This window comes from Streptomyces sp. NPDC058579 (assembly GCF_042718575.1).
Lineage (GTDB): Bacteria > Actinomycetota > Actinomycetes > Streptomycetales > Streptomycetaceae > Streptomyces.
In genome coordinates, this window is sequence record NZ_JBHXPI010000016.1 from 114,654 (window position 1) to 140,384 (window position 25,731).

Annotated in this window: 23 protein-coding genes and 2 pseudogenes; 16 read left to right on the top strand and 9 right to left on the bottom strand. The window is 70.7% G+C overall.

What is annotated here, in order from left to right; genetic code table 11:
- Positions 1 to 57: 57 nt before the first annotated feature.
- A complete protein-coding gene (locus ACFWRO_RS20160) occupies positions 58 to 2,961 on the top strand; it encodes a hypothetical protein (protein ID WP_384512027.1) in 2,904 nt (967 codons plus the stop codon).
- 46 nt (positions 2,962 to 3,007) lie between these two features.
- On the opposite strand, the gene ACFWRO_RS20165 is transcribed toward ACFWRO_RS20160, so the two are convergent.
- Both ACFWRO_RS20165 and ACFWRO_RS20170 read right to left on the bottom strand, forming a co-directional pair.
- Complete coding sequence (locus ACFWRO_RS20165) at positions 3,008 to 4,720, bottom strand: AAA family ATPase (protein ID WP_384512029.1); 1,713 nt, start codon at positions 4,718 to 4,720, stop codon at positions 3,008 to 3,010.
- Between the two features lie 90 nt (positions 4,721 to 4,810).
- Positions 4,811 to 5,686: pseudogene (locus tag ACFWRO_RS20170) on the bottom strand (xanthine dehydrogenase family protein molybdopterin-binding subunit); the annotation flags it as partial.
- On the opposite strand from ACFWRO_RS20170, the pseudogene ACFWRO_RS20175 reads away from it, so the two are divergent.
- Positions 5,680 to 5,880, top strand: a pseudogene (locus ACFWRO_RS20175) (helix-turn-helix domain-containing protein); the annotation flags it as partial. The pseudogenes ACFWRO_RS20170 and ACFWRO_RS20175 overlap by 7 nt on opposite strands.
- A 78-nt stretch (positions 5,881 to 5,958) precedes the next feature.
- On the opposite strand, the gene ychF reads toward ACFWRO_RS20175, so the two are convergent.
- Positions 5,959 to 7,047 (bottom strand): redox-regulated ATPase YchF, encoded by a 1,089-nt coding sequence (gene ychF / locus ACFWRO_RS20180; RefSeq protein WP_384512031.1) that lies wholly within the window; start codon positions 7,045 to 7,047, stop codon positions 5,959 to 5,961.
- Between the two features lie 162 nt (positions 7,048 to 7,209).
- On the opposite strand from ychF, the gene ACFWRO_RS20185 reads away from it, so the two are divergent.
- Positions 7,210 to 7,908, top strand: coding sequence for a DUF6542 domain-containing protein (locus ACFWRO_RS20185; RefSeq protein ID WP_384512033.1), 699 nt, complete (start codon positions 7,210 to 7,212; stop codon positions 7,906 to 7,908).
- A gap of 46 nt (positions 7,909 to 7,954) precedes the next feature.
- On the opposite strand, the gene ppgK is transcribed toward ACFWRO_RS20185, so the two are convergent.
- On the bottom strand, positions 7,955 to 8,707 hold the full coding sequence (gene ppgK / locus ACFWRO_RS20190; protein ID WP_384512035.1) for a polyphosphate--glucose phosphotransferase: 753 nt from the start codon (positions 8,705 to 8,707) through the stop codon (positions 7,955 to 7,957).
- A 77-nt stretch (positions 8,708 to 8,784) separates the two neighbouring features.
- The gene (locus ACFWRO_RS20195) at positions 8,785 to 9,789 is read right to left on the bottom strand and encodes a 4-hydroxy-3-methylbut-2-enyl diphosphate reductase (protein ID WP_384512037.1); all 1,005 of its coding nucleotides are present in this window, start codon (positions 9,787 to 9,789) and stop codon (positions 8,785 to 8,787) included.
- 163 nt (positions 9,790 to 9,952) lie between these two features.
- Between ACFWRO_RS20195 and ACFWRO_RS20200 the strand changes: the two genes are divergently transcribed.
- From ACFWRO_RS20200 to ACFWRO_RS20215, 4 genes are all read left to right on the top strand, one after another.
- Positions 9,953 to 11,299, top strand: coding sequence for an APC family permease (locus ACFWRO_RS20200; RefSeq protein WP_384512039.1), 1,347 nt, complete (start codon positions 9,953 to 9,955; stop codon positions 11,297 to 11,299).
- 151 nt (positions 11,300 to 11,450) lie between these two features.
- Entirely contained in the window at positions 11,451 to 12,671 is a 1,221-nt protein-coding gene (gene xseA, locus ACFWRO_RS20205; protein WP_384512041.1) for an exodeoxyribonuclease VII large subunit, read from the top strand.
- Between the two features lie 10 nt (positions 12,672 to 12,681).
- A complete protein-coding gene (locus tag ACFWRO_RS20210; protein ID WP_384512043.1) occupies positions 12,682 to 12,921 on the top strand; it encodes an exodeoxyribonuclease VII small subunit in 240 nt (79 codons plus the stop codon).
- 241 nt (positions 12,922 to 13,162) lie between these two features.
- Entirely contained in the window at positions 13,163 to 13,753 is a 591-nt protein-coding gene (locus tag ACFWRO_RS20215; protein ID WP_384512045.1) for a malonic semialdehyde reductase, read from the top strand.
- Positions 13,754 to 13,851: 98 nt separating this feature from the next.
- Here the strand turns inward: ACFWRO_RS20215 and ACFWRO_RS20220 are convergent, their stop codons facing one another.
- Positions 13,852 to 14,385: a DUF4245 domain-containing protein gene (locus ACFWRO_RS20220; protein ID WP_384512047.1), complete on the bottom strand. Its 534-nt coding sequence runs from the start codon at positions 14,383 to 14,385 to the stop codon at positions 13,852 to 13,854.
- Between the two features lie 117 nt (positions 14,386 to 14,502).
- Between ACFWRO_RS20220 and glpX the strand changes: the two genes are divergently transcribed.
- Complete coding sequence (glpX, locus tag ACFWRO_RS20225) at positions 14,503 to 15,534, top strand: class II fructose-bisphosphatase (protein WP_384512049.1); 1,032 nt, start codon at positions 14,503 to 14,505, stop codon at positions 15,532 to 15,534.
- Between the two features lie 142 nt (positions 15,535 to 15,676).
- Here glpX and ACFWRO_RS20230 read toward each other — a convergent pair whose 3' ends face one another.
- Complete coding sequence (locus ACFWRO_RS20230) at positions 15,677 to 16,048, bottom strand: WhiB family transcriptional regulator (protein ID WP_384512051.1); 372 nt, start codon at positions 16,046 to 16,048, stop codon at positions 15,677 to 15,679.
- 194 nt (positions 16,049 to 16,242) lie between these two features.
- Positions 16,243 to 16,956, bottom strand: coding sequence for a DUF1707 domain-containing protein (locus tag ACFWRO_RS20235; protein WP_384512053.1), 714 nt, complete (start codon positions 16,954 to 16,956; stop codon positions 16,243 to 16,245).
- A 114-nt stretch (positions 16,957 to 17,070) separates the two neighbouring features.
- On the opposite strand from ACFWRO_RS20235, the gene ACFWRO_RS20240 reads away from it, so the two are divergent.
- The 5 genes from ACFWRO_RS20240 (at position 17,071) to ACFWRO_RS20260 (ending at position 21,380) form a co-directional block, all read left to right on the top strand.
- Complete coding sequence (locus ACFWRO_RS20240) at positions 17,071 to 17,436, top strand: DUF1304 domain-containing protein (RefSeq protein WP_384512055.1); 366 nt, start codon at positions 17,071 to 17,073, stop codon at positions 17,434 to 17,436.
- Positions 17,436 to 18,014: a TetR/AcrR family transcriptional regulator gene (locus ACFWRO_RS20245; protein ID WP_384512081.1), complete on the top strand. Its 579-nt coding sequence runs from the start codon at positions 17,436 to 17,438 to the stop codon at positions 18,012 to 18,014. Before ACFWRO_RS20240 ends, ACFWRO_RS20245 begins: the two co-directional genes overlap by 1 nt.
- 149 nt (positions 18,015 to 18,163) lie before the next feature.
- Positions 18,164 to 19,843 (top strand): fumarate hydratase, encoded by a 1,680-nt coding sequence (locus tag ACFWRO_RS20250; protein ID WP_384512057.1) that lies wholly within the window; start codon positions 18,164 to 18,166, stop codon positions 19,841 to 19,843.
- A 202-nt stretch (positions 19,844 to 20,045) separates the two neighbouring features.
- Positions 20,046 to 20,690 carry an HAD family acid phosphatase gene (locus ACFWRO_RS20255; RefSeq protein ID WP_384512059.1) on the top strand — a complete coding sequence of 215 codons (645 nt, stop codon included), beginning with the start codon at positions 20,046 to 20,048 and terminating at the stop codon, positions 20,688 to 20,690.
- Positions 20,691 to 20,744: 54 nt separating this feature from the next.
- Positions 20,745 to 21,380 carry a lipoprotein gene (locus tag ACFWRO_RS20260; protein WP_384512061.1) on the top strand — a complete coding sequence of 212 codons (636 nt, stop codon included), beginning with the start codon at positions 20,745 to 20,747 and terminating at the stop codon, positions 21,378 to 21,380.
- Positions 21,381 to 21,460: 80 nt separating this feature from the next.
- On the opposite strand, the gene ACFWRO_RS20265 is transcribed toward ACFWRO_RS20260, so the two are convergent.
- Positions 21,461 to 22,999: a ricin-type beta-trefoil lectin domain protein gene (locus ACFWRO_RS20265; protein ID WP_384512063.1), complete on the bottom strand. Its 1,539-nt coding sequence runs from the start codon at positions 22,997 to 22,999 to the stop codon at positions 21,461 to 21,463.
- Positions 23,000 to 23,128: 129 nt separating this feature from the next.
- Here ACFWRO_RS20265 and ACFWRO_RS20270 point away from each other — a divergent pair, with 129 nt between their 5' ends.
- From ACFWRO_RS20270 to ACFWRO_RS20280, 3 genes are all read left to right on the top strand, one after another.
- Positions 23,129 to 24,520 (top strand): class II fumarate hydratase, encoded by a 1,392-nt coding sequence (locus ACFWRO_RS20270; protein WP_384512083.1) that lies wholly within the window; start codon positions 23,129 to 23,131, stop codon positions 24,518 to 24,520.
- A 44-nt stretch (positions 24,521 to 24,564) separates the two neighbouring features.
- Complete coding sequence (locus tag ACFWRO_RS20275) at positions 24,565 to 25,230, top strand: DUF402 domain-containing protein (RefSeq protein WP_384512065.1); 666 nt, start codon at positions 24,565 to 24,567, stop codon at positions 25,228 to 25,230.
- Positions 25,231 to 25,519: 289 nt separating this feature from the next.
- Positions 25,520 to 25,731 (top strand): hypothetical protein (locus ACFWRO_RS20280; RefSeq protein WP_384512067.1); only part of this gene is annotated, 212 nt, incomplete at its 3' end.

The following is a 25,731-nucleotide window of genomic DNA, read 5'->3' on the forward strand; positions in this document are numbered from 1 at the left end:
AGGATCCTAAGTGTTGTTCTGCGATCTTGGCCTGAAGAGCACGGGGGAGGTCATCACGTGGACGGTTCGATCGATCCACGCTTGCTGGCGGACACGCTTTCGGCGGAGGCCGGGGGAGTCTCCGCCGAGGAGTTCCAGGAACTGCGGCGGGCACATCAGGCAACGCTGGTGGCGGCGGCCCGAAGCGAGTTGCGCGAGGTGGCGTCGGCGGTCATGGGTGATCGTTTCGGTTCGCTCGACCGGGCCTGGACGAAGGATCGAACCCCACGAGAGTACTTGGCCCTCCAGGACTCCCAAGGCAAGGCGATTGCGGCCCTCTGGCTGGACTCCATACCGATGCCGACGGGCCTGGTCGCCCAGTTGGCGACGAACACCACGACGGACCAGTACATCGTTCAGTTCTCCGACGGTCTGCCTCAGGAGCACATGACGCGGGTACTCGCCCACGAGGTGGGTGAACTCGTCGCCGCACGGGACCGGTCGAGCCAGGGGTTGGCGCCGGTACGCGAGAGCCTTCTGGAACAAGGGGCCGCCATCGGTGATCGACTTGAGCTGTCGAGCCGGGACCACGGCCGTATCGGCGAACTGAACTGGCTCGCCAATCGTGCTGCCGCGCCTCATCTGTCCGATCAGGAGCGAGCGGAAGCCCGCTCCGAACTCTCTGCCCTGCTCGACCACAGCGGCCTCCGGCCCGCGTCGCCCATGACCCAGGAGGCTGCCTTCCAGGCCGAGGACAGGGCCGCGCGACGACGGCTCCTGGCATCCGCGCCTTCTCTCTCCTCAGAGGCCGGTCTTCTTGTCGACCAACTCGCCCGCCCCATCGAGCAACTCAGCCCCGCCGACGCCGCGGCCCTCCATGCCTCACGAGAGGCCGCCGTCGTCGCGCAGCGGCAGGTCGAGGCGTTCATCGGGCAGCGCGAAGTCACCATGCCCATGCCGGGCTACGACCAGAACGGCGTGCCGCTCCCCCGTGAGCAGGTGGAACCTGCCTCGGAGCAGTGGGCGGAATACCGCGGTCAGATGGGTGAGCTGGCCGCGCAGGCGGTGGAGAACCAGAACGCGGCGGGCGAGATCCCGCTGCGCAAGGTGACCATCGGCGGGGGCGCGAGCCTGTCCGGACGCGACCGCGAGGCCCTGCTCATCGACGCCGTGGGCCGCTGGCACCTGGACCCCGGCGCCGGGATCGTGCAGTCGGCCGACCAGGACCGGGACCTGGCGCAGTGGATGGGCGTCGATCCGTACCAGGCGGTCGAGAGGCCCGGCGACCGGATCTCCATCGACGCGGTACGCCTCTGGGAGGACCAGCTGGCCACCCAGGGTGACGTGGTGAACGGCCGCGCCCACCTGAGGCTCGACGAGAACGGCACGCTGATCGCCGAGGCGCAGGCCTTCAACAGGGACGGCAGCGAGCGTGGCGGGGCACCCCTGCTGGTGCGGGTCGACGGCACTCCCAGCGTCGCGACCGGCCTGACGCCCGAGGTGGTCCCCGGGATCGCGCGCGACAGCGGCGAGACCGGGCCGGGCGTGGAGAGCCGCAGTGAGGCCGTACGGCTGATCAGCGAGCGTCTCCAGGAGCTCGAGGGACAGGACGTCGCCGGAGTCGGCGAGCTTCGGGAGCAGCTCACCCATGCCGCACGGACCGGAGCCGACGCCGCGACGGTCCTCGCCGCCGTCGAGTCCTCCCGACTTCGGGAAGCCCTGTTCGACGGGCTGGGAGAAGGGCCCGTCAAGCAGCGCTTGAACGGCTGCTTCACGACCCTGGAAGCCACCGAGAAGTGGGAGACGGCGAGGGAGGCAGCCCCTGGGCGGGTTCTGATGGGCGACGAGGTCGCCGAGAACCGCTTCAACCCGGCGGACGCCGAGCACTGGATCGTCGCCGGTTCCGGCGGCACAGGGGTCGCCAACGCGGAGATCATCCTGCGGGAGAATCCGAACGCGAAGGTGACCATCATCGGCGCGGAACCGCCGCCCGCGCTGGAACACCAGGTGCAGTTCCCGCAGATGCGAGAGGAGTTCAAGGGCCGCCTGAACTTCATCACCGCGCGCGTGGGCGCCATCGAAACCGTTCAGGGCGAGGACGGGAAGACCTCGTTCCAGCTGAAGTACCCGGGCGAGCGCAAGGGCGATCCGGAAAGGGTACTCAGTGGCGACGGCTACGTCGCCAGCCTCGGCCGCACCAACCCCCTTCCTCCCGCCTTGCAGACGCTGGCGAACCAGGTACGGGACAACGGCGGGCGGGTCTCCGGCGACCTGATGTTCGACCAGGACGACCAGTACATCGGCTACGGGCTGACGTTCCGTACCGAGGATGGTCATGAGCACCGCGTCGACGTGGACGGAGCCGCGTCCTGGCAACTTCCGCGTGAGGTGTTCACCCCCGAGTCGGGCATCCAGCAGGAGCTGAACCAGATGGGCGGCCGCGCCCTGCCCGCCGAGACCGGCAACGCCTCGCCCGGGTTCTCCCCCATCGCCCGGCAGAGCGCGCTCCGGGCGCGGGCCGTGGCCGCGGAACAGGCCGGGGACGAGAATGCCGTGCAACGGATACAGGAGATCCCGCTCCGGTGGCGGCGGCCGGAACTCCCGGCACCGGCCAGGACCACGACCGAACCCTCGCACACCCCGGGCCCGGCGCCGACGCAGCAGCAGGAAGCGACCGCGGAGCAGGGCGTGACTCCCCAGCAGCACGGGACCGTCAACGAGGGAGCGGCGCCCGAGCCGCAGGCCAAGCCCACCGCCGCGATCCCACACCGGACGTCGCCCGCACCCCCCGCCCCCACGCAGGCTCCAGTCCCCACGCAGGCCCCCGCCCCCGCGAGCCGCGAGCCGCAACCCGGGCAGCAGTGGCTGCCCGGGGTCCAGGTGACGGGCAGGCGGAGCACCTCCGCGCCCACCGAGCCCCAGCAGGCGCCCCCGGAACAGCAGCGCCCCGGGCCGAACCGGGGGCCGGGGCTGGGGGACTGAACCCGGCCCGCGCGCCCGGGCCGGGGGAGTGAACTCAGGCGGCAGGTCACATCGCCGGCGGAACGCTCTCGACGAGTTCCCGGTACGCGGTCGTGATGTCGGCCATCAGGAGCGTCGTGACCTCCTCCGGTGACGGGGTTCCCGCGCTGCCGTGGAGGTCGTAGACGCGCAGGTCCCGGACGGCGGACGCCTTCCGGGCGAGTTCGCGGGCGAAGCGGCCGTTGCCGAGGGGGTCGACGAGGTCTCGGCTGACGGCCAGCTCGCAGGACGTACGCAGGGCGACCTCCGCGTCCTCGGTGAGGACATCTCCCTGGCCGTCGAGGAAAGACTTCGCGATCAGGACCAGTTCGTCGGCGGAGTACGAAGGGAAATCCACCCGGGTGTTGAAGCGCGAGGCAAGGCCCGGGTTGCTGGACAGCAGAGCGGCCATCTCGTCCGGATACCCCGCCAGAACCACGATGAGCCGGTGCCGATCGTCCTCCGCCCGCTTGAGGAGCACCTGCAGGGCCTCCTTGCCGAAGGCGTCACCGCCCGAGTAGCCGGTGTTGGACAGACCGTACGCCTCGTCGATGAAGAGAACGCCGTCCAGCGCCTCGTCGATGGTCCTGGACGTCTTGATGCCCGTCTCTCCGAGGTGCTGCCCCACGAGGTCGACGCGCTGGGTCTCGACGACGTGGCCCCGGTCCAGCAGGCCGAGCCCGGCGAAGATCTTGCCGACGACGCGAGCCACGCTGGTCTTGCCCGTGCCGGGCGGCCCCGCGAAGACCAGGTGCAGGGGAGCCGGCGAGGTGGCAAGGCCCTGGCCCCTCCGTACCACCGCCATCCTCAACTGCGCCGACAGCGCACGTACCTGCCGCTTCACGGGAGCGAGGCCGATCATCGCCTCCAGTTCGGCCATCGCCTCCTCCAGCAACGCGGCACGCTCCTCCTCCGTCAGCGCGCCGTCTCGCGCGGAGGAGGAACGCCCGGCCGCCTGCGCGGAGCCACCGCCCCCGTCCCCCGCGGGTACGCGCTCCGTCCGCGGGACCACCGCGTTCGCCCGCTGGGCCACATCGGCCAGGCCGGGGCTGTACCGGAACGCCGTCTGGAACTGCTTCAGCGCCTCCTCCGCCCGCCCCAGCTCCTCGTACGCCCGCCCCCGGAGATACGCCAACTCCCCCAGGAATCCGGCGTCGTTCGCCAGCGCCTGAGGGAGCGGGTCGAGCACGTTGAGGGCCTCGTGGCAGACCCCCTGGGCGATGAGGCCCGCGGCGACGTAGAGCTGCGACTCGTCCCGCAGGTGCGGGTCCCGGATGCCCTCGGCGAACGACAACAGGAGCGGCCAGCGCTTCGCCAGCAGGGCGTACCGCGCGCAGACGAAGCGGGTCTCGTCGCAGTCGAGTACGGCGTGGGCGAGCATGTTCCACGCCGCGTCGAGCAGGCCGTCGTCCAGGTACTTCGCCGCCCTCGCCAGCCAGAGGTCGCGGGAGGTCTCAAGGCGGAAGGTCACGTACCGCCCGATCCGGAACCGCGATAACAGCCGTCTCTGCAGCTTCGTGCGCAGCGCGCCGAAGGAACGCGCCTGGTCGTGCATCGCCTCGATGGCCTGGCCCTGGCTGGTCCCCGTGGCGTGGAGCCCGAGCCAGGCGTCGGCGGCCAGCGGATTGTGATCGATGGCCGTACTGAAGGCGTCGGCGGCAGCGGACCAGTTACGCGTCCTCAACTGCGTGACGCCCTCCAGCCAGGCCTGCTCGCACTTCTTCATGGAACGCCACGACACGTTCGTCTCCGTCACGAAAGCCCCCCACTGTCATCGGTTGCGTACAGACAGCATCGTCGACGAGAAGGGACACGGAGAGCAGGGCACGCGTCAGAGGCCGATGAGGTGCTCCGGCCTGACCGGCGTCCTGTTGAGCTCCAGGCCCGTCGCGTTCCGGATCGCCGCGACGACCGCCGGGGTGGACGACAGGGTCGGGGCCTCGCCGATGCCGCGGACTCCGTACGGCGCGTTCGGGTCGGCCAGTTCGAGGTAGTCGACCGGGATCGTCGGTGTGTCGAGGATCGTCGGGAGCAGGTAGTCCGTGAAGGACGGGTTCCGCACCTTCGCGGTCTTCGGGTCCACGATGATCTCCTCCATCACCGCGACGCCCAGGCCCTGGACCGTACCGCCCTGGATCTGGCCGACGACCGACAGCGGGTTCAGCGCCTTGCCGACGTCCTGGGCGCAGGCGAGCTCGACGACCTTGACCAGTCCCAACTCGGTGTCGACCTCCACGACCGCGCGGTGCGCGGCGAACGAGTACTGCACGTGCCCGTCGCCCTGGCCGGTGACGAGATCGAAGGGCTCGGTGGGGCGGTGCCGCCACTCCGCCTCGACCTCCACCACCTCGTCCTCCAGGACGTCCGCGAGGGTGGCCAGGACCTCGCCACCGGCGGTGACGACCTTGCCGCCGTCCAGAAGCAGCCCTCCCTCGGCCCACGCCGGCACGTACGAGCCGAACTTGCGCCGGCCGATCTCGATCACCCGCTCGCGGACGAGCCCGCAGGAGTTCTTGACGGACCCGCCGGTCATGTACGTCTGGCGGGCCGCCGAGGTCGAACCGGCCGAGCCCACCTGGGTGTCGGCGGGATGGATGGTGACCTGCTGGACGCCGAGCTCGGTGCGGGCGATCTGCGCGTGGATGGTGACGCCGCCCTGGCCGACCTCCGCCATGGCCGTGTGGACCATCGCGACGGGCTCGCCGCCACCGAACGGACCTCCTGACCACCCTGGAAACCTTCCTGACCTGCGACGCCTCCTGGACCACCTGCGCCGCCCAACTCCATCTCCACGTCAACTCCCTACGCCACCGCATAGCCCGCATCGAACAACTCACAGGCCGCGACCTGACCCGCCTGGAAACCAAACTGGACTTCCTGGCGGCCCTGAAAGCCCTATGAGCGAAGCCGGCAGCGCGTCAGCCCGGGAACGCGGAAGGGGTCGGACTCCTCAGAGTCCGACCCCTTCCGGTGGTTCAGCTACACGTTGAAGCGGAACTCCACCACGTCGCCGTCCTGCATGACGTACTCCTTGCCCTCCATGCGGGCCTTGCCGGCCGCGCGGGCTTCGGCTACCGAGCCCGTTTCGACGAGGTCGGCGAAGGAGATGACCTCGGCCTTGATGAAGCCCTTCTGGAAGTCCGTGTGGATCACGCCGGCTGCCTCCGGGGCCGTGGCGCCCTTCTTGATCGTCCAGGCGCGGGATTCCTTCGGGCCGGCCGTCAGGTAGGTCTGGAGGCCCAGGGTGTCGAAGCCGACGCGGGCGAGGATCGCCAGGCCCGGCTCCTCCGCGCCCACCGACTGGAGGAGCTCGATGGCGTCCTCCTCGTCCAGTTCGGCGAGGTCCTGCTCCAGCTTGGCGTTGAGGAAGATCGCCTCCGCCGGGGCCACCAGCGCGCGCTGCTCGTCCTTGAACGAGTCGTCCGTCAGCTCGTCCTCGTCCACGTTGAAGACGTACAGGAACGGCTTCGTGGTGAGGAGGTGCAGGTCGTGGAGGAGCTCCGCCTTGTCCGAGCCCTGCAGGATGCCCTGCGAGAAGAGCGTGTCGCCGCGCTCCAGGATCGCCTGCGCCGCCTCGACCGCCGCGACCTTCGGGGCCACGTCCTTCTTGATCCGGGCCTCCTTCGCCAGGCGCGGGAGGACCTTCTCGATCGTCTGGAGGTCCGCGAGGATCAGCTCCGTGTTGATCGTCTCGATGTCGTCCTTCGGCGAGACCTTGCCGTCGACGTGCACGACGTTCTCGTCCTTGAAGGCGCGGATGACCTGGCAGATCGCGTCCGACTCGCGGATGTTCGCCAGGAACTTGTTGCCCAGGCCCTCGCCCTCGCTCGCGCCGCGGACGATGCCCGCGATGTCGACGAAGTCGACCGTCGCCGGGAGCACCCGCTGCGAGCTGAAGATCTCCGCCAGCTTCGTCAGGCGGGCGTCCGGGACACCGACGACGCCGACGTTCGGCTCGATCGTGGCGAACGGGTAGTTGGCCGCCAGGACGTCGTTCTTGGTCAGGGCGTTGAACAGGGTCGACTTGCCGACATTCGGCAGACCGACGATTCCGATCGTGAGCGACACGGTGGCGACCTTCTGGTAAGTGCGCGGGTGGGGCGATCCCTCAGTTTACGGGGGGTCCGAACCGGCCTGCGACGCCCACCTTCGGCCGTTCTCTACGGCAACGTCACCCAAAGGGCGTGTCCTGGGCCGCCCCACCACCCCCTCCCGACCTACGTTGGTGTAGTGGAGCAGCACAGGACAAGTCAGCCTCAAGGCCGCCGGCGGCCGCAAAACCCCGTCACGCCGCCCGGCGCGCTCGTCGAGGGCGCCGCCGTCTATCGCGTCGCCGCGCGCCCTGGCCGCGGCCGGGTCGAGCGGGCCACGCCCTCAGGGGCGCCCGTCGGGCCGCCCGTGCCCGTCACCGTTCCCGTACGACGGCCCGCGGCCCCGGTCGCGCCCTTCGTCCTCGCCCTCCGGCGGTTGCCCAACCCCCGGCTGACCGGCCTCGGCGCCGGGCTCTTCGCCTCCGCCACCATGCTGGTCCTCGGCTTCCTCGACCGGCTGCTCCTCGACGGCTCGCCCCTCGTCTACGGACTCCTGTTCCTGCCGGTCAGCGCCCTGACCGCGCTCTGGGTCCGCACCGCCGACCTCGTGACGGCCCCGATCAGCGTGCCCATCGCCTTCGCCGTCGGCGTCGTGCCCATCTCCGGCGGTTCCGGCGGCTTCGGCGGGCAGGCCATGGCCGTCGTCACCGCCCTCGCCGTGCACGCCGGGTGGCTGTACGGCGGCACCCTCGTCGCCGGTCTGATCACCTGCGTCCGGAAGGTACGCGACATGGGACGCCGGCAGCGCACCGCCGCCGCCGCTGCCCGGATGAGGAATGGTTCCGGTGGGGCCGCTGCCAAGGGCTCCGCCGCGGCTCAGCGGCGGGCCGCTCCCTAGGGGGCAAGCACCCCGCCTGGCCTCAGTCTGTCCCGTCGGCCCGCTGCTACGAAGGCACGCGCCGGGCCGCCGCCATCGCCGCGCCCACGATCCCCGCGTTGTTCTCCAGCTGCGCCGGCACGATCTCCGCCCTGATGTCCTCGATCAGCGGCAGGAACTTGTCCGCCTTCCGGCTCACTCCCCCGCCGATGATGAACAGCTCCGGCGAGAACAGCATCTCCACGTGTGCCAGGTACTTCTGCAGGCGACGCGTCGCCCAGTGTTCCCAGCTGAGGTCCTCGTCCTCCTTGGCCTTCGTCGACGCCCGCTTCTCCGCGTCGTGGCCCTTCAGCTCCAGGTGGCCCAGCTCCGTGTTCGGCACGAGCCGGCCGTCCACGAAGAGCGCCGAGCCGATACCCGTACCCAGCGTCAGCAGGATCACCGTGCCTTTACGGCCCCGGCCCGCGCCGAACGTCATCTCGGCGATCCCGGCCGCGTCCGCGTCGTTCAGGATCGTCACCTCGAGGCCGCCGAGCCGGTCGCCGAGCAGCTTGCCCGCGTCCATGTCGATCCAGCCCTTGTCGACGTTGGCCGCCGTCCGGATCGTCGAGCCGGCGACCACGCCCGGGAAGGTGACCCCCACCGGGCCGGACCAGCCGAAGTTCTCCACGACCTCGACGACACATCCCGCCACACCGTCGGGTGTGGCGGGATGCGGGGTCAGTACCTTGTGGCGGGGCTCGGCCAGCTCGCCGCGCTCCAGGTCCACGGGAGCGCCCTTGATGCCCGAACCGCCGATGTCCACTCCGAAGACGTCCATGAACCCACGGTAAGGGCTCGAGCGCGGAGTGACTCCTCGAACGGCTCCTGCGCCCTGAGCCGTTACTGCTTGGCCGGCTACTCCTTGCCCAGCTCAGCCGCTTCCGCGCGCATGTCCTTGTTCCGGAGCTCCTTCGGCAGCGAGAAGGTCAGCGACTCGTCGGCCGTCTTGACGATCTCCACGTCCGCGTAACCCCGCTCCGAGAGCCACTCCAGGACCTCCTGCACCAGGACGTCCGGTACGGAAGCGCCCGACGACAGGCCCACCGAGGTGACGCCCTCCAGCCAGGCCTCGTCGATCTCGCTCGCGAAGTCCACCAGGTACGCCTCCGGGACGCCGGCCTGCTTGGCGACCTCGACCATACGGATCGAGTTCGAGGAGTTCTTCGAGCCGACGACGATCACCAGCTCCGCCTGCCCCGCGAGCTCCTTGATGGCCAGCTGACGGTTCTGCGTCGCGTAGCAGATGTCGTCGGAGGGCGGGGAGATCAGCTGCGGGAACTTCTCCTTCAGCGCGTCCACCGTCTCCATCGTCTCGTCCACCGAGAGCGTGGTCTGCGACAGCCAGACGACCCTGGACGGGTCGCGCACCTCCACCTTGGCGACGTCAGCGGGGCCGTCGACCAGCTGGATGTGGTCGGGGGCCTCGCCGGAGGTGCCGATGACCTCCTCGTGGCCCTCGTGGCCGATCAGGAGGATGTCGAAGTCCTCGTTGGCGAACCGGACCGCCTCCTTGTGCACCTTCGTGACCAGCGGGCAGGTCGCGTCGATGGTCTTGAGACGGCCCTCCCGGGCCTCCTCGTGCACGGCCGGGGCCACGCCGTGCGCCGAGAACATCACGATGTTGCCCGGCGGCACCTCGGTCGCCTGGTCGACGAAGATCGCGCCCTTCCGCTCCAGGGTCTGGACGACGTACTTGTTGTGCACGATCTCGTGGCGCACGTAGATCGGCGCGCCGTACTGCTCCAGGGCCTTCTCCACGGCGATCACGGCACGGTCCACACCCGCGCAATAGCCGCGGGGAGCGGCGAGGAGGACACGCTTCGGGCGGTTGGTCGCGGGCGTCGCAGTCATGCGTCCCATCGTAAGGCCGCGTACGGACACAGCTGGATGCGGCCACGTCGGTACTGCTGCGTCGGTACGGCCGCGTCGCCACCGCCCCGGCCGTACGCCGCCTCGCTACCGCCCTTCCGTACGGCCGCGTCGGTACGGTCCCTGATCCGTACCGTGGCCGAGACTGGGGCGCATGGCCGAGGAAGCACAGGTGGCAGCGCACACCGGACTGCGGCGGACCCTGGGGTTCCGCGACCTAGTCGTCTACGGGCTGCTCTTCATCGCGCCCATGGCCCCCGTCGGGATCTACGGAACCCTGGACGCGAAGTCGCACGGCGCGGTGGCACTGGTGTACGTGGTGGCCACGGTCGCGATGGCGTTCACGGCCTTCAGTTACGCCCAGATGGTGCGGGTCGCCCCCTTCGCCGGCTCCGTCTTCACCTACGCCCGCAAGGGGCTCGGCGAAGGGCCGGGGTTCATCGCCGGGTGGATGGTCATGCTCGACTACCTCCTCATCCCGGCCGTCGCGTACCTCTTCGCCGGCATCGCCATGGAGGCGCTGGTCCCGGAGGTGGACCAGTGGGTGTGGACGGCGATCGCGGTGGTCGTCACGACGCTGCTCAATCTGTGGGGCGTACGGGCGGCGGCACGCGTCGGCTTCGCCGTGCTCGCCATGGAGATCGTGGTGCTGCTGATCTTCGTCGTGTCGGCGGTCGTCGTGCTCGTACGGGACGGGGCGCGGCGGGACTGGTGGTCGCCGCTGGCCGGGGACGGGACGTTCTCGACGGCGGCCGTGGTGGGCGCGGTGTCGGTGGCCGTGCTCTCGTACCTCGGTTTCGACGCGATCGCCTCCTTCGCCGAGGAGGTCACCGGGGGCTCCGAGAAGGTGGCGCGGGCGGTGCTGTTCTGTCTCGCGCTCGCGGGCGTGCTCTTCGTGGCCCAGACCTACCTCGTCGCGCTCCTCGAACCACTGTCGTCGGCCCAGCTCGCGGCCGACCCGGGGAAGCAGGGGTCCGCCTTCTACGACGCCGTGGACGTGTCGGTGGGGACCTGGCTGCACGACCTGGTGGCGGTCTCGAAGGCGATCGGGGCCGCCTTCGCCGCGCTCGCGGGGCAGGCGGCGGCCGCCCGGCTGCTCTTCGCCATGGGGCGGGAGCGGCGGCTGCCGCGGCTGCTGGCCCGCACCGACTCGGGGGTGCCGCGGGTGGCGCTCCTGATCGCGGCGGCGGTGACGATGGTGGCGGCCGTGTGGGCGGCCCAGCGGGACGACGGCCTCGACCACCTGGTCTCGGTCGTCGACGTCGGGGCCCTGACGGCGTTCGTGCTGCTGCACGCGAGCGTGGTGGGGTGGTTCGCGGTACGCCGGATGGAGGGGCCACCGCACTGGCTCCGGCACGTGGTGATGCCCGTGGTCGGGGCGGCCATCCTGATCGCGGTGATCGTCGAGGCGTCGGCGGCGGCCCAGGTGGTGGGCGTGATCTGGCTGGCCGTGGGGCTCGTGGTGCTGGGGGTGCAGGGGACGACGCAGCGGAGCGCGTGAACCGGCGACGGGGGCGACGAGGACGAGTGTGTGAACCGGGGACGAGTGCGCGAGCCGGCGGGCGCCCGAACCCACGACAACCGGCGACCGCCCGTGCCGACGACCGCCCACCACCGCCCCGTCTGTCGGTGGCGTTCACTACGCTCTGCGCATGGGTCTCAATACGTCCGCCGAAGCGCCGCTGCCCGTCGGAGAGGTCTCCCGGCTCATCGGGGGGTGGATCGACCGGCTCGGTGCCATCTGGGTCGAGGGTCAGATCACGCAGCTGTCGCGGCGGCCCGGCGCCGGGGTCGTGTTCCTGACGCTGCGGGATCCCTCCCACGACATCTCCATCGGCGTCACCTGCTACCGCCAGGTCTTCGACGCCGTCGCCGACATCGTCTCCGAGGGCGCCCGCGTCGTCGTGCACGCCAAGCCCGAGTGGTACGCGCCGCGCGGGCAGCTGTCGCTGCGGGCCGTGGAGATCAAGCCGGTCGGCATCGGGGAGCTGCTCGCCCGCCTGGAGCAGCTCAAGCGGAGCCTCGGCGCCGAGGGGCTCTTCGCGCTCGACCGCAAGAAGCCGCTGCCCTTCCTCCCCCACCTCGTCGGGCTCGTCTGCGGCCGTGCCTCCGCCGCCGAGCGGGACGTCCTGGAGAACGCGCGGCGCCGCTGGCCCGCCGTCCGCTTCGAGGTGCGTAACGTGGCCGTGCAGGGCGTGAAGGCCGTACCCCAGGTCGTCCAGGCCGTGAAGGAGCTGGACGCGCACGCCGACGTGGACGTGATCATCGTGGCCCGGGGCGGCGGCAGCGTCGAGGACCTGCTGCCGTTCTCCGACGAGCAGCTGATCCGCACCGTCGCCGACTGCCGTACGCCCGTCGTCTCCGCGATCGGCCACGAACCGGACTCGCCGCTCCTCGACCTCGTCGCCGACCTGCGCGCCTCCACGCCGACCGACGCCGCCAAGAAGGTCGTACCGGACGTCGGCGAGGAGCTCGACCGGGTGCAGGGCCTGCGCGACCGGGCCCTGCGGACGGTGCGGGGGCTCCTCGACCGCGAGGAGCGCGGGCTCGCGCACGCGCTCGCGCGGCCCGTCATGGAGCATCCGCAGCGGATGGTGGAGCAGCGCGAGGACGAGCTCGACGCGCTCCTCGCCCGCAGCCGCCGGACCCTCGGGCACCTGCTCGACCGGGCCGACTCGGAGCTGTCGCACACCCGGGCCCGGGTCCGGGCCCTTTCGCCGGCCGCGACGATGGAGCGCGGGTACGCCGTGCTCCAGCGGGCGGACGGGACGGTCGTCCGGTCCCCCGAGGAGGTCGCGGTGGACGAGGAGCTGCGGGCCCGGGTCTCGGCGGGCGAGTTCACAGTGCGGCGCGTTGTCGGACCCGACGCATAGGGTGGATCCCATGGCAGCCACCACGGAAGAGGCGCTCGGATACGAGCAGGCCCGCGACGAGTTGATCGAGGTCGTTCGGCGTCTGGAGACGGGCGGAACGAGCCTGGAGGAGTCGCTCGCGCTCTGGGAGCGTGGGGAGGAATTGGCGAAGGTCTGCCGGCGTTGGCTGGAGGGCGCACGGGCCCGTCTCAACGCCGCGACGTCCACCTCGGAGGACGAGGGCGACGACGCGGACGGGGACGAGCGCTAGAACCAGGGCGCGGACCAGGAGCAGATCTAGGGCTTGGGCTCGGACCAGGACTCGGACCGGGCCCAGGTGAACGCCCAGCCCCCGCCGTCCGCACGCCCCCGCACCGGGTTCCGTCCCAGGTCCCGTACCATGGCGATGTGAACCGGATCACTATCCGCTTGGATTAGTTGAAACTTCACCAAACACCGCCGTACGGTGAGGGCATCGCTTGAACCCCCTTGCAGTCCGGAAGGTACGCCGCATGCCCCTCGCTCTTGACCCCACCGCCCAGGACCTCCTCTTCCGTGAGGCCCGTACCGCCAACACGTTCACCGACGAGCCGGTGACCGACGAGCAGGTCCAGGCGATCTACGACCTGGTCAAGTACGGGCCGACCGCCTTCAACCAGACCCCGCTGCGCATCACGCTGGTCCGCTCCCCCGAGGCCCGCGAGCGCCTGGTGAAGCACATGGCCGAGGGCAACCAGCCGAAGACCGCCACCGCACCGCTGGTCGCGATCCTCTCCGCCGACAACGAGTTCCACGAGGAGCTCCCGAGCCTGCTGCCGCACTTCCCGCAGGCCAAGGACATGTTCTTCGCCGAGCGCCCGGCCCGTGAGGGCTCGGCCCTGCTGAACGCCGCCCTCCAGGCCGCGTACTTCATAGTCGGCGTCCGCGCCGCCGGCCTGGCCGCAGGCCCGATGACCGGTCTCGACTTCGCGGGCCTCCAGAAGGAGTTCCTGGACGACGACCACACCCCGCTGATGGTCATCAACATCGGCAAGCCGGGCGAGGACGCCTGGTTCCCGCGCTCCCCGCGCCTGGCCTACGACGACGTCGTCACCACCGTCTGAGCCCCACAGCGCAGCTGAGCCCCACAGCACACGGGAAAGCCCCCGGACTCCTCGAGTCCGGGGGCTTTCCCGTACGAATCCCGTACGAATCCAGGCGCCTACGCCTTCTTCGACTGCAGCGCGCCCGCCATCTCCGCGAGCCGCTCGAACGAGGCCGTCCCCGTCACGACCGTCGTCGCGCCGCCGTCCGTGCGCACCAGGGCGTCGTACTTCGGGCCCTCCCAGCGCTGCCAGACCTGACCGGCGACCGTCTGGGTCTTTCCGGAGTCCTTGGCCTGCTGGGTGACCTTCGGGACGAACTTCTCCGGCTCCGCCGTCGACTGGTGGATCGCGACGTACTGGGTGTCCGGGTCGAGGAAGCCCAGCTGCCAGGCGTCGCCCTGCTCGCGCTTGTACGAGACGACGGTCGCCTTCCAGCCCTCCCCGAGCCCCTCGGGGGCCAGCACCGGGTAGGGCGCCGCCCGCTGTGCCGTCACCAGCTCGACCCGGTAGTCCTTGGCCTTGACCGGGTCGGCCTTGTCGTCGTGCGGGATGAAGAGATACATCACGCCCGCGGCGACCAAGATCACCCCGAGCGACTGGAACATCCCGCGTACCGTCTGCCTGCCTCGCATACCTGCCACGCCCACCATGGTCGCATCATGGTGTTGTGCTCATACGTGGGCCCCTCTGCTCAATTTGTCGACGTACCGATAGAGTCGCAGCACCCTCTTTATTCCGGCCGTCGCCGTACAGAAAGGTGCGCTCCGATGACCGAGCATTCCCTGCCGTCCGAGCTCGAGGTCTCCCCCGAGGCCCCCGATCGCAACCTCGCCCTTGAGCTCGTCCGTGTCACCGAGGCAGCCGCCATGGCCGCCGGCCGCTGGGTGGGCCGCGGCGACAAGATCGGCGCCGACCGCGCGGCGGTCAACGCCATGCGCACGCTCGTCTCCACCGTCTCGATGAACGGCGTCGTCGTCATCGGCGAGGGCGAGAAGGACGAAGCCCCCATGCTCTACAACGGTGAGCGGATCGGCGACGGTACCGGCGCCGAGGTGGACATCGCCGTCGACCCGATCGACGGCACCACGCTGAACGCCAAGGGCATGCCCAACGCGATCGCCGTCCTCGCCGCCGCCGACCGCGGCACCATGTTCGACCCGTCCGCGGTCTTCTACATGGACAAGCTGGTCACCGGCCCCGAGGCCGCCGACTTCGTCGACATCGACGCGCCCGCCTCGGTCAACATCCGCCGGGTCGCCAAGGCCAAGAACATGTCCCCCGAGGACGTCACGGTCGTCATCCTGGACCGCCCCCGCCACGAGGGCATCGTCAAGGAGATCCGCGAGACCGGCGCCCGGATCAAGTTCATCACCGACGGCGACGTCGCCGGTTCGATCATGGCCGTCCGCGAGGGCACCGGCGTGGACCTGCTCCTCGGCATCGGCGGTACGCCCGAGGGCATCATCTCCGCCTGCGCCATCAAGTGCCTCGGCGGTGTCATCCAGGGCAAGCTGTGGCCGAAGGACGACGCCGAGCGCCAGAAGGCGATCGACGCGGGCCACGACCTGGACCGGGTACTCTCCACCAACGACCTGGTCAGCGGCGAGAACGTGTTCTTCGTCGCCACCGGCATCACGGACGGCGAGCTGCTGCGCGGCGTCCGCTACCGCTCGGAGACCGCTACCACGTCGTCGCTGGTGATGCGCTCGAAGTCCGGCACGATCCGGCAGATCGACTCCGAGCACCGGCTGTCGAAGCTGCGCGCGTACAGCAAGATCGACTTCGACCGGGCGAAGTGACCCGGGCGAAGTAACGTCACGGCGGTCGTAGGTCGTACGGGAACGAGAAGGGGCGCCCCCATGTGCGGTGGGGGCGCCCCTTTCCGTACGTACGGAAGACGTCGGAGCCGTCCGTCGCTCGGGCGGTCAGCCGCTCTGGCGGTCAGCCGGCCGCGGCGATCCGGTCCGCCGCGGCGGCCTTCTGGAGCTCCACCTCACGGCGGCGGCGCCGGGCGAGCACGACGCGGCGCTCGGCGGCGGTGAGCCCGCCCCACACGCCGTACGGCTCGGGCTGGAGCAGCGCGTGCTCCCGGCACTCGACCATCACGGGGCAGCGGGCGCAGACCCGCTTGGCGGCCTCCTCCCGCGCGAGCCGCGAGGCGGTCGGTTCCTTGGAGGGGGCGAAGAACAGCCCGGCTTCGTCCCGGCGGCACACCGCCTCCGTGTGCCAGGGGCCCGCCTCGTCCTCCCGAGCGGGGGCACGCTGGGACGGCACGGCGGCAACCTGGAGGGGCTGATGCGGCAGTGGCAGCACGGTCTACTCCTGACGACGGCTTCGCGAGCGAGAGACGATGCAGCAGCCCTACCCGCTGTGCGCGCGCCTATGCACTGCGTGCCGCCGAGTTCCGGAGTGCGGAGTCGCAGGGGCGGAATCCGGTCACTCCGTCACCCCTGGTCAGAGACGTCCGGCCGGCGGCCGTCCCCCGACCGCCCCGCCACCTCCCGGCGTCAGTGGCCGAGGTGCTTGCGCAGCTTGTCCTGGACGACGTTCTGCAGGTCCGTGATCCACTTGCCGCGCTTGGGCTTGGCCTCGACGTTGCCGAAGAGCGAGTAGCCGTTGATCACGACGACCGGGGCCTGCGGGTCGGCGGCCTCCATCGTCACGACCTCGAAGTTGCCGAAGATCCCCGTGCCGTTGCCGCGCAGGCTGATGTTCTCCGGGACGCGGACCTCCACGTTGCCGAAGATCGAGGTGGCGTTGATGGTGGTCAGCCGCTGGGCGAAGAGCGCCTCGGTCAGGTCGATCTCGATGTTGCCGAAGAGCGCGAAGGCGTTGGTCCTGCGGCCCACGCGCCAGCGGCCCTTGCGGGTGGAGCTGGAGAAGACGGCGACCATGGTGTCGGCGGGGCCGGTGGTGTCGTCGGGGCCGTACGCGTACGTCGCCTCGGGCTCCGGGCGGGGGCGGTTGCCGGCGGGCAGGTCGCTGACGATCGGCTCCAACTCGCCCACGGTCTTGGCGCGGTAGACCGCGTCGATCCGCTCGGAGTGCTCCTCGGCGTCGATCCGCCCCTCGGCCATCGCGTCCCTGAGGATGTCCGCGATCCGGTCCCGGTCGGCGTCCGAGGCCCGCAGCGAGTCACCCGGAGCCGCGGCCGGAACGGCCGGAGCGGGGGCGGGCTCGGCGGGGGCGACCGGCTTCTGAGGCTGCTTTTCGAGGTCCACGACGCCAGCGTAGCGAAACGCGATAGATCGCGACTAGGGGGCACGACCGACGGGCGCGGTCGACAGGCGCAACTCCTGGCCACTCCAAGACACCTGTCCATGTATCCTGGACAGGTGTCCACTACTCTCGCGAACCTCGCCGTCGGCCTCGTCGCCGCCCTGCACGTCTACATCCTGATCCTGGAGATGTTCCTCTGGGAGCGCCGTCCGGGGCGCGAACTCTCCGGATTCGACGCCGACTTGGCGCGCCGGACCGCACCCCTCGCCGCCAATCAGGGGCTGTACAACGGCTTCCTCGCGGCCGGTCTGGTCTGGGGCCTGATCGCCGCCGACCCCACCGGCTACCGGGTCCAGGTCTTCTTCCTCTCCTGCGTCGTGATCGCCGGGGTCTACGGCGGGCTCACCGCCAACCGCCGCATCCTGCTCGCCCAGGCCCTTCCCGGGGCCCTCGCCCTGGCCGCCGTACTGTGGGCGGGGTGATCAGCCCGCCCCCGGACCCCCGCGCCACCGACCCCCGCGCCGCCCGCACCCGCGCCAAGCTGCGCGCCGCGCTCCTGGAGGAGTGCGCCGAGCGCCCCGTCGACGAGGTCGGCGTCGCCGCGCTCGTCCGCCGGGCCGGGATCGGCCGGGCCACGTTCTACCTGCACTACGCCGACCTCCAGGCCCTCGCCGTGGACGCCTGCGCAGATGTCGTACGGGACGCGGTCGAGGCCCTGCACGCCTGGCGCGGCACGCCCGACCCGGCCGCCCCGCCGCCCGCGCTGCCCGTCTTCTTCGCCGAGGTCGCCCCGCACGCGCCGCTCTACCGGAGCCTGCTGCGGCCCGGCGGCGGCGGTCCGCTCGGCGAGCTGCTCCACCGGGAGCTGCGCGCGTACAGCGCCCGCGAGCGCGAGCTGGCCGGTGCGCCCGAGCCGGGCCTCGTCGCCTCGGCGGTGGCGGCCGCCTTCGCGGGGCTGCTCGCGGACTGGCTGCACGGCCTGATCGACGCGAGCCCCGAACAGATCGCGGCCCGCACCTGGCGTCTTCTGATCGCCCTCCACCGCACACCCCTGGCCTGAAAAACGGCGCCACACTCCACTTCGGCGCGATCCCGGCCCCTAGTGAGCCTTACCTCACAGGATCGGGGCCTCAGCAGCGCTCTACGCTGGAGGAGGCGCCGCCAATGGAGGTGGCGTCGCCGTCTGCCGAGTGAGGAATGGCTGCCGTCATGCCAGAGTTTTCGTACTCCGATCTGCTCCCCCTGGGAGAGGACACCACGCCCTACCGCCTGGTGACCGCCGAAGGTGTCTCCACCTTCGAGGCCGACGGCCGTACGTTCCTCAAGGTCGAGCCGGAGGCGCTGCGCACCCTCGCCGCCGAGGCGATCAAGGACATCCAGCACTTCCTGCGCCCGGCCCACCTGGCCCAGCTGCGCCGGATCATCGACGACCCGGAGGCGTCGAGCAACGACAAGTTCGTCGCGCTCGACCTCCTCAAGAACGCGAACATCGCCGCCGCCGGCGTCCTGCCCATGTGCCAGGACACCGGCACCGCGATCGTCATGGGCAAGCGCGGCCAGCACGTGCTGACCTCGGGCCGCGACGAGGAGGCCCTGTCCAAGGGCATCTACGACGCGTACACCAAGCTCAACCTGCGGTACTCGCAGATGGCCCCGGTCACCATGTGGGAGGAGAAGAACACCGGCTCGAACCTGCCCGCGCAGATCGAGCTGTACGCGACGGACGGCGGCGCGTACAAGTTCCTCTTCATGGCCAAGGGCGGCGGCTCCGCCAACAAGTCCTTCCTCTACCAGGAGACGAAGGCCGTGCTCAACGAGGCGAGCATGATGAAGTTCCTGGAGGAGAAGATCCGTTCGCTCGGTACGGCCGCCTGCCCGCCGTACCACCTGGCGATCGTCGTCGGCGGCACGTCCGCCGAGTTCGCGCTGAAGACCGCGAAGTACGCCTCCGCGCACTACCTGGACGAGCTGCCCGCCGAGGGCTCGGCCGAGACCGGCCACGGCTTCCGCGACAAGGAGCTGGAGGAGAAGGTCTTCGAGCTGACGCAGCGGATCGGCATCGGCGCACAGTTCGGCGGCAAGTACTTCTGCCACGACGTCCGCGTCGTCCGGCTGCCGCGCCACGGCGCCTCGCTGCCCGTCGCGATCGCCGTGTCCTGCTCGGCCGACCGCCAGGCCGTCGCGAAGATCACGGCCGAGGGCGTCTTCCTGGAGCAGCTGGAGACGGACCCGGCGCGCTTCCTGCCCGAGACGACGGACGAGCACCTGAACGAGGTCGACGAGGCCTCGGACGTGGTCAAGATCGACCTGAACCAGCCGATGGACGAGATCCTCGCCGAACTCACCAAGTACCCGGTCAAGACCCGGCTCTCGCTCAACGGTCCGCTGGTCGTGGCCCGCGACATCGCGCACGCCAAGATCAAGGAGCGGCTCGACGCGGGCGAGGAGATGCCGCAGTACCTGAAGGACCACCCGGTCTACTACGCGGGCCCGGCGAAGACCCCCGAGGGGTACGCCTCCGGCTCCTTCGGCCCGACGACGGCCGGCCGGATGGACTCCTACGTCGAGCAGTTCCAGGCGGCGGGCGGCTCCAAGGTCATGCTGGCCAAGGGCAACCGCTCGAAGCAGGTCACGGACGCGTGCGGCAGCCACGGCGGCTTCTACCTGGGCTCCATCGGCGGCCCGGCGGCGCGCCTCGCGCAGGACTGCATCAAGAAGGTCGAGGTCGTCGAGTACGAGGAGCTCGGAATGGAGGCGGTCTGGAAGATCGAGGTCGAGGACTTCCCCGCGTTCATCGTCGTGGACGACAAGGGCAACGACTTCTTCCAGAACCCGGCCCCGGAGCCGACGTTCACCCACATCCCGGTGCGCGGCCCCGGCCTCGGCTGACCCCGATCGCCCTTCCGCACGACGCCCCTCGGTCCGGTGGACCGAGGGGCGTCGTCGATCCCGCCGTCGGTCCGTCGTCGGTCCGTCGTCGATCTCCGCTCAGAAACTCGCTACCAACCGGTAGCCTTCCCGTCGCCTACTGGCCAGTATTGGCCGCGAGCATGTCAACCACTGAGCCGGTCGACCACTCGGGAGCCCCCCCATGCCCTCCGCCACCCCCCTCCTCAGGCGCGCCGCCGCCGGAACCACGGCCACCTTCGCCCTGACCACCCTGCTGGTCGTCGTGCCCGCGCCCGCCGCCTCCGCGGCCGACCCGGACAGCCACTCGACGTCGGCCGCCGCCTTCGACAAGGTCGACTACACGACCTGGCGGCGTGACGTCGCGGCCGTCGTCGCACAGGCGCGTCCGTACATCGAGGAGCGTTCCAAGGACGCCGGCCGCGAGAAGCAGGCGATCGTCCTCGACATCGACAACTCCTCGCTGGAGACGGACTTCCACCCCTTCTGGGAGCTGCCGACCCCGGCCATCGCCGACGTGCGCGACCTGGTCGAGGACGCCCACGACCGCGGTGTCGCGGTCTTCTTCGTCACCGCCAGGCCCGGCATCATCTACTCGCTCACGCACTGGAACCTGAAGCAGGCCGGCTACCCGGTCGACGGTCTCTACGTGCGCTCGCTGCCCGACCTGTTCGCGGAGGTCAGCGCGTACAAGACGGAGAAGCGCGCGGAGATCGAGGGCAAGGGCTACACGATCATCGCCAACATCGGCAACAACACCACCGACATCGTCGGCGGCCACGCCGAGCGCGCCTTCAAGCTGCCGGACTACGGCGGCAAGCTCTCCTGACCAGCGCCGACCGGCGCTGACCGGCAGTGACCGGCGCCGGATAGTCTCGCGCGCATGAGACATCCGATACGGGTCCTGGTCCCGGCACTCGCCGTCCTCACGGCGGCCGGGACCCTGACCGGCTGCCTGGGCACCGAGGCGAAGCCCGATCGCGCCGCGGCGCTCCCGTCGTCCCCCACCCCCTCCGCCACCGCCACCAAGGCGGCGGCCGGATCCATCGGGGCCCCCGGGAGCGCCTGCGACCTGCCGGTCTCCTTCGGTCTCGCGGCCGACTGGAAGCCGGAGGCGGTGAAGGCCACCGACGACGAGGTGTTCGCCGCGCTCGGCAGGCAGGGGCCCGCGACGATGGTCTGCGAGGTCGACGCGAAGCCGGCCGGCAACATCGGCTATCTGCGCGTGTGGACGGCCGGCAAGGGCCCGGCCCGTACCGCCCTCGAAGGGTTCGTGAAGGCGGAGAAGAACACCTCCAAGGTCTCCTACAAGGAGACGAAGGCCGGTGCGCTGCCGGCCGTCGAGGTGACCTACACGGTCTACAACAAGCTGATGGAGGAGTCGAAGGAGGAGCGCGCCTTCGCCGTCGCCGCGCCGAAGGGGACGGTGATCGTCCATCTCGGCGGCCTGGACTCCGCGGAGCACCGGGCGATGATCCCGGCGTACGACCTCGCCCGCTCCACCCTGAAGCCCCTCTAGGCATCCGGTAGGCGTCCGGTAGGTACCCGGACATGACCGTGGCCCCCGTCCCGCACCGGACGGGGGCCACGGGGTTCAGGTCAGGCGAACCGCTGGTTCGCCGAGCCGTCGCAGTTCTGCAGCCGCAGCGGCTGCTTCGCCGCCGCCTGCGTCAGGCACAGCCCGGTCGCGGCGCTCGGCCGGATCGTGGCCCCGTCGCGGACGAACTTCTGGTTCGCGGCGCCCGAGCAGTTCCACACGATCAGCGCCTCGCCCGCGCGGTAGCGGGCGCCCGGCACGTCCAGGCAGCGGTCCTGGGTCAGCTCGGTGTGGACGGTCTGCCGGGCGGAGTCGTACCACCAGCTCTGGTTGCGGCCGCCGTGGCAGTCCCAGCCGAGGACGGCGGTGCCGTTGGCGCTGGTGGAGGCGTTCACGTCCACGCAGTTGCCGGTGGCCTCGTTCTTCAGCGGCCGGTAGACGTCGTCCCAGGCGTACGGGAAGAGGGTCGGCGTCCCGCTGGAGTTGACGTCCGCGCAACTCGCCTCGCGGAGGCCCGAGTTGTAGATCTGGGTGAGGCAGGACGCGAAGGCGCGGTGGCCGCTCGCGTTCGGGTGGAAGGACTGCCGGACCGAGTTCTCGTCCGGGGTGCCGGGCTTGGAGAGGTCGATGTACAGGCCCCGGGCCCAGGTGTCCTCCATGCAGACCTCGTGGCCGTGGAAGAGCCGGGAGTTGTCGAGGTAGGTCGCCCCGGTGCTCGCGGCGGCCCTGCGCATGCCGCGCTCGAAGGCGGGGACGGCGGTGTTGCGGCCCCAGACGGTGTCGGAGTCGTAGCCGAGGCCGCCGCAGATCAGCTTGCCGGGGAAGTTCGGGTTGTCCTTGAAGTCCGGGCCGATCGGGCTGGGGTAGCCCATGACGACGAGCTTGTAGTCGCCGTCGGCGTACCCGGCGTCGCGCATCACGGTCTTCAGGTCGCGGACGGTCTGCTCGACCTTGGGGACGAGCGCGTCGACGCGGGCCTGCCAGCCGGCGGCGTACTTCGGCTCGCAGGGGCCCTGGAGAGTCAGGTACCGGGTGACGCAGTCGGTCATGACGGGGCCGAACTGGAGGTCGTCGTTGGCTCCGGCGACGAGCACGACCATCTTGATACGGGTGTTGCGGGCCTTGATGGCCAGGTTGTCGCTCTGGACCAGCTCGTCGGCGTACTGCTTCGAGCCGCCGATCCGGATGTTGCCGGTGTAGCCGCCGGAACAGGACACGTTGAACGTGAGGTCGGCGGCGATCCCGGTGCGGTGGATGGCGGCGTCGGGCGAGCGGTGGCACCAGTTCGTCGGGCCGTTGGTGGGCGGCTCGTAGGTGCCGACGCCCTCGCCGGAGATCTCGCTGTCGCCGAGCGAGATCAGCCCTGTCCTGCGCTGCGCGAGCGGGCGCTCCTCGGGACTGCCGTAGATCTTGGTGGCCTCGGCGGCCCGGATCGCCTCAAGCTCGGGCGGTAGCGCTGCCGAGGAAGAGGAAGAAGCGGTACGGGGAGTGGCCTCGGCCGCCGCGCCGGCGGGGGCGACGGCCGTCATGGTTCCGAAGGCCGCGGCGGCCGCGGCCGTGGCCGCGATCGCCCAACGGAGTCTGTACCTGGTGCGCCTCATTGCGCCTCCTGGAAGTGGGGTTACCCACGGTTTTTACTGGCCGGTAAGCGCAATGGGAATAGCCAGAACAAGACAAGTGCTCACCTTTGCATGGAGGTTGACATCATGAGCGACGACATGAGCGACGGCATGAGCGAGTACCGGATCGAGCGGGACTCGATGGGCGAGGTGCGGGTCCCCGCGCACGCCAAGTGGCGGGCCCAGACCCAGCGGGCACTGGAGAACTTCCCCATCTCCGGGCAGCGACTGGAGGGCGCCCACATCGCGGCCCTGGCCCGGATCAAGGCGGCCGCCGCCAAGGTCAACGCCTCGCTCGGGGTGATCGACCAGGACCTGGCCGACGCCATCGTGGCCGCCGCGTCCGAGGTCGCCGACGGCGACTGGGACGACCACTTCCCGGTCGACGTCTTCCAGACCGGCTCCGGCACCTCCTCCAACATGAACACCAACGAGGTCATCGCCACGCTCGCCGGCGAGCGGCTCCCCGAGGGCCGCGAGGTCCACCCCAACGACCATGTGAACGCCTCGCAGTCGTCCAACGACGTCTTCCCCTCCTCCATCCACATCGCCGCCACGGCCGCCGTGACCCACAACCTCATCCCGGCCCTCGACCATCTGGCCGCCTCCCTGGAGCGGAAATCGGCCGAATTCGCGGACGTCGTGAAGTCGGGCCGTACGCACCTCATGGACGCCACGCCCGTCACCCTCGGCCAGGAGTTCAGCGGCTACGCGGCCCAGGTCAGGTACGGGATCGAGCGGCTGCGCGCCTCCCTGCCCCGGCTCGCCGAACTCCCCCTCGGCGGTACGGCGGTGGGCACCGGCATCAACACGCCGCCCGGCTTCTCCGCCGCCGTCATCGCCGAACTCGTCGAAGCGACCGGCCTTCCGCTCACCGAGGCCCGCGACCACTTCGAGGCCCAGGGCGCCCGGGACGGCCTCGTGGAGACGTCCGGCCAGCTCAGGACCATCGCGGTCGGCCTCACGAAGATCTCCAACGATCTGCGCTGGATGGCCAGCGGCCCGCGCACCGGCCTCGCCGAGATCAACCTCCCCGACCTCCAGCCCGGCTCCTCGATCATGCCCGGCAAGGTGAATCCGGTCATTCCCGAGGCCGTCCTGATGGTCGCCGCGCAGGTGACCGGAAACGACACCACGGTCGCGGTCGCGGGCGCGGCCGGGAACTTCGAGCTCAACGTGATGCTCCCGGTGATGGCCAAGAACCTGCTGGAATCCGTACGACTCCTGGCCAATGCCGCGCGCCTGCTGGCCGACCGCACGGTCGACGGGATCACCGCCAACGTCGAACGGGCCCGGGAGTACGCCGAGTCCTCGCCGTCCGTCGTCACCCCGCTGAACAGGTACATCGGCTACGAGGAGGCGGCCAAGGTCGCCAAGAGGTCGCTGGCCGAACGCAAGACGATCCGGCAGGTCGTCCTGGAGGGCGGGTACGTCGAACGGGGGGCGCTGACCGTCGAGCAGCTGGACGAGGCGCTCGACGTGCTTCGTATGACTCATCCGTGACCTGGATCGCAGCGGCCGGTGGGACGCGCCCCTAATATCTGCGCATGACAGGATCGGGCGACTCTCACCACTGGGCGCCGGGGGACCACATCCTCTGGCGCTACCGCGACAACGACTCGGGCGACGTGCACATCTGCCGACCGGTGACGGTCGTCCGCGACACCCCCGAGCTGCTCGCGGTCTGGATGGCGCCGGGCACCGAGTGCGTCAAACCGGTGCTCACCGACGGCAGGCCCGTGCACCAGGAGCCGCTCGCCACCCGCTACACCGTCCCCCGCACCACCGTCCGCGCGCACTGGGCCGGCGAGGGCGTGCTGAAGCTGGCCAGGCCCGGCGAACCCTGGTCGGTCTGGCTGTTCTGGGAGCGCGGCTGGCAGTTCCGCAGCTGGTACGTCAACCTGGAGGAGCCCCGCACCCGGTGGTCCGGCGGCGTCGACTCCGAGGACCATTTCCTCGACATCTCCGTCAACCCCGACCGCAGTTGGCTGTGGCGGGACGAGGACGAGTTCGCGCAGGCCCAGCGCGACGGTCTGATGGACGCGGCGCAGGCCGCGCGGGTGCTTGCGGCGGGCGAGGCGGCCGTCGAGACCCTCCGGGCCTGGGGGGCTCCGTTCCGCGACGGCTGGGAGGACTGGCGGCCCGATCCGGGGTGGACGGTGCCCGAGCTGCCGGCCGACTGGGATCGCACTCCGGCGCACACCGCTCCGTGAGACCCTTGATGCGCCCCCGGGGTGGAAACGTAGGATCGTCCTCCGCAAGACGGTGATCCACCGGACGAGGCGTCAACCACGGAGCACAGCGCAGGACCTGACCGTAAGTCATTCTGAGGGGGAGAGCAGTGCCGGTTGTCTGCCCGGGTGTGCCGACCCCTGTCGTAGCCGCTGCTCGCGGGGCATTCACATCCACCGCGCGCCAGGGGTTTATCCCCCGCGAAGGCGCGGCATCGGCGAGAAGAGCGAGTGCATCGCACCACCGGCCCGGACGGACGGAACCCCACGCGTGACGGAGCATCCCACCTCCCACGAAGGCCGGCAGCCGCTGGCTGCCCGGCCGCATGAGCGCACCCGCCCCCGGCAGCAGGCGGCCGAGGCACCGGTGCCGGCCCAGCCCGGCGCACCCGACGGCGGTGGCCGTCCCGCGCCCGGGCAGGCGGCCGCGCGCCCGTCGGCCCCGGCCGGCGGCCCCGCGGCCGCCCAGCAGGGCACACAGGC

Coding starts and splice junctions, on each gene's coding strand:
- ppgK (WP_384512035.1), bottom strand. CDS start 8,707: ATGGACGTCTTCGGAGTGGACATCGGCGGTTCGGGCATCAAGGGCGCT.
- ACFWRO_RS20260 (WP_384512061.1), top strand. CDS start 20,745: ATGAGACATCCGATACGGGTCCTGGTCCCGGCACTCGCCGTCCTCACG.
- ACFWRO_RS20220 (WP_384512047.1), bottom strand. CDS start 14,385: ATGGTGGGCGTGGCAGGTATGCGAGGCAGGCAGACGGTACGCGGGATG.
- ACFWRO_RS20250 (WP_384512057.1), top strand. CDS start 18,164: ATGCCAGAGTTTTCGTACTCCGATCTGCTCCCCCTGGGAGAGGACACC.
- ACFWRO_RS20265 (WP_384512063.1), bottom strand. CDS start 22,999: ATGAGGCGCACCAGGTACAGACTCCGTTGGGCGATCGCGGCCACGGCC.
- ACFWRO_RS20195 (WP_384512037.1), bottom strand. CDS start 9,789: ATGGGACGCATGACTGCGACGCCCGCGACCAACCGCCCGAAGCGTGTC.
- ACFWRO_RS20275 (WP_384512065.1), top strand. CDS start 24,565: ATGACAGGATCGGGCGACTCTCACCACTGGGCGCCGGGGGACCACATC.
- ACFWRO_RS20200 (WP_384512039.1), top strand. CDS start 9,953: ATGGCCGAGGAAGCACAGGTGGCAGCGCACACCGGACTGCGGCGGACC.
- ACFWRO_RS20215 (WP_384512045.1), top strand. CDS start 13,163: ATGCCCCTCGCTCTTGACCCCACCGCCCAGGACCTCCTCTTCCGTGAG.
- ACFWRO_RS20255 (WP_384512059.1), top strand. CDS start 20,046: ATGCCCTCCGCCACCCCCCTCCTCAGGCGCGCCGCCGCCGGAACCACG.
- glpX (WP_384512049.1), top strand. CDS start 14,503: ATGACCGAGCATTCCCTGCCGTCCGAGCTCGAGGTCTCCCCCGAGGCC.
- xseA (WP_384512041.1), top strand. CDS start 11,451: ATGGGTCTCAATACGTCCGCCGAAGCGCCGCTGCCCGTCGGAGAGGTC.
- ACFWRO_RS20270 (WP_384512083.1), top strand. CDS start 23,129: ATGAGCGAGTACCGGATCGAGCGGGACTCGATGGGCGAGGTGCGGGTC.
- ACFWRO_RS20210 (WP_384512043.1), top strand. CDS start 12,682: ATGGCAGCCACCACGGAAGAGGCGCTCGGATACGAGCAGGCCCGCGAC.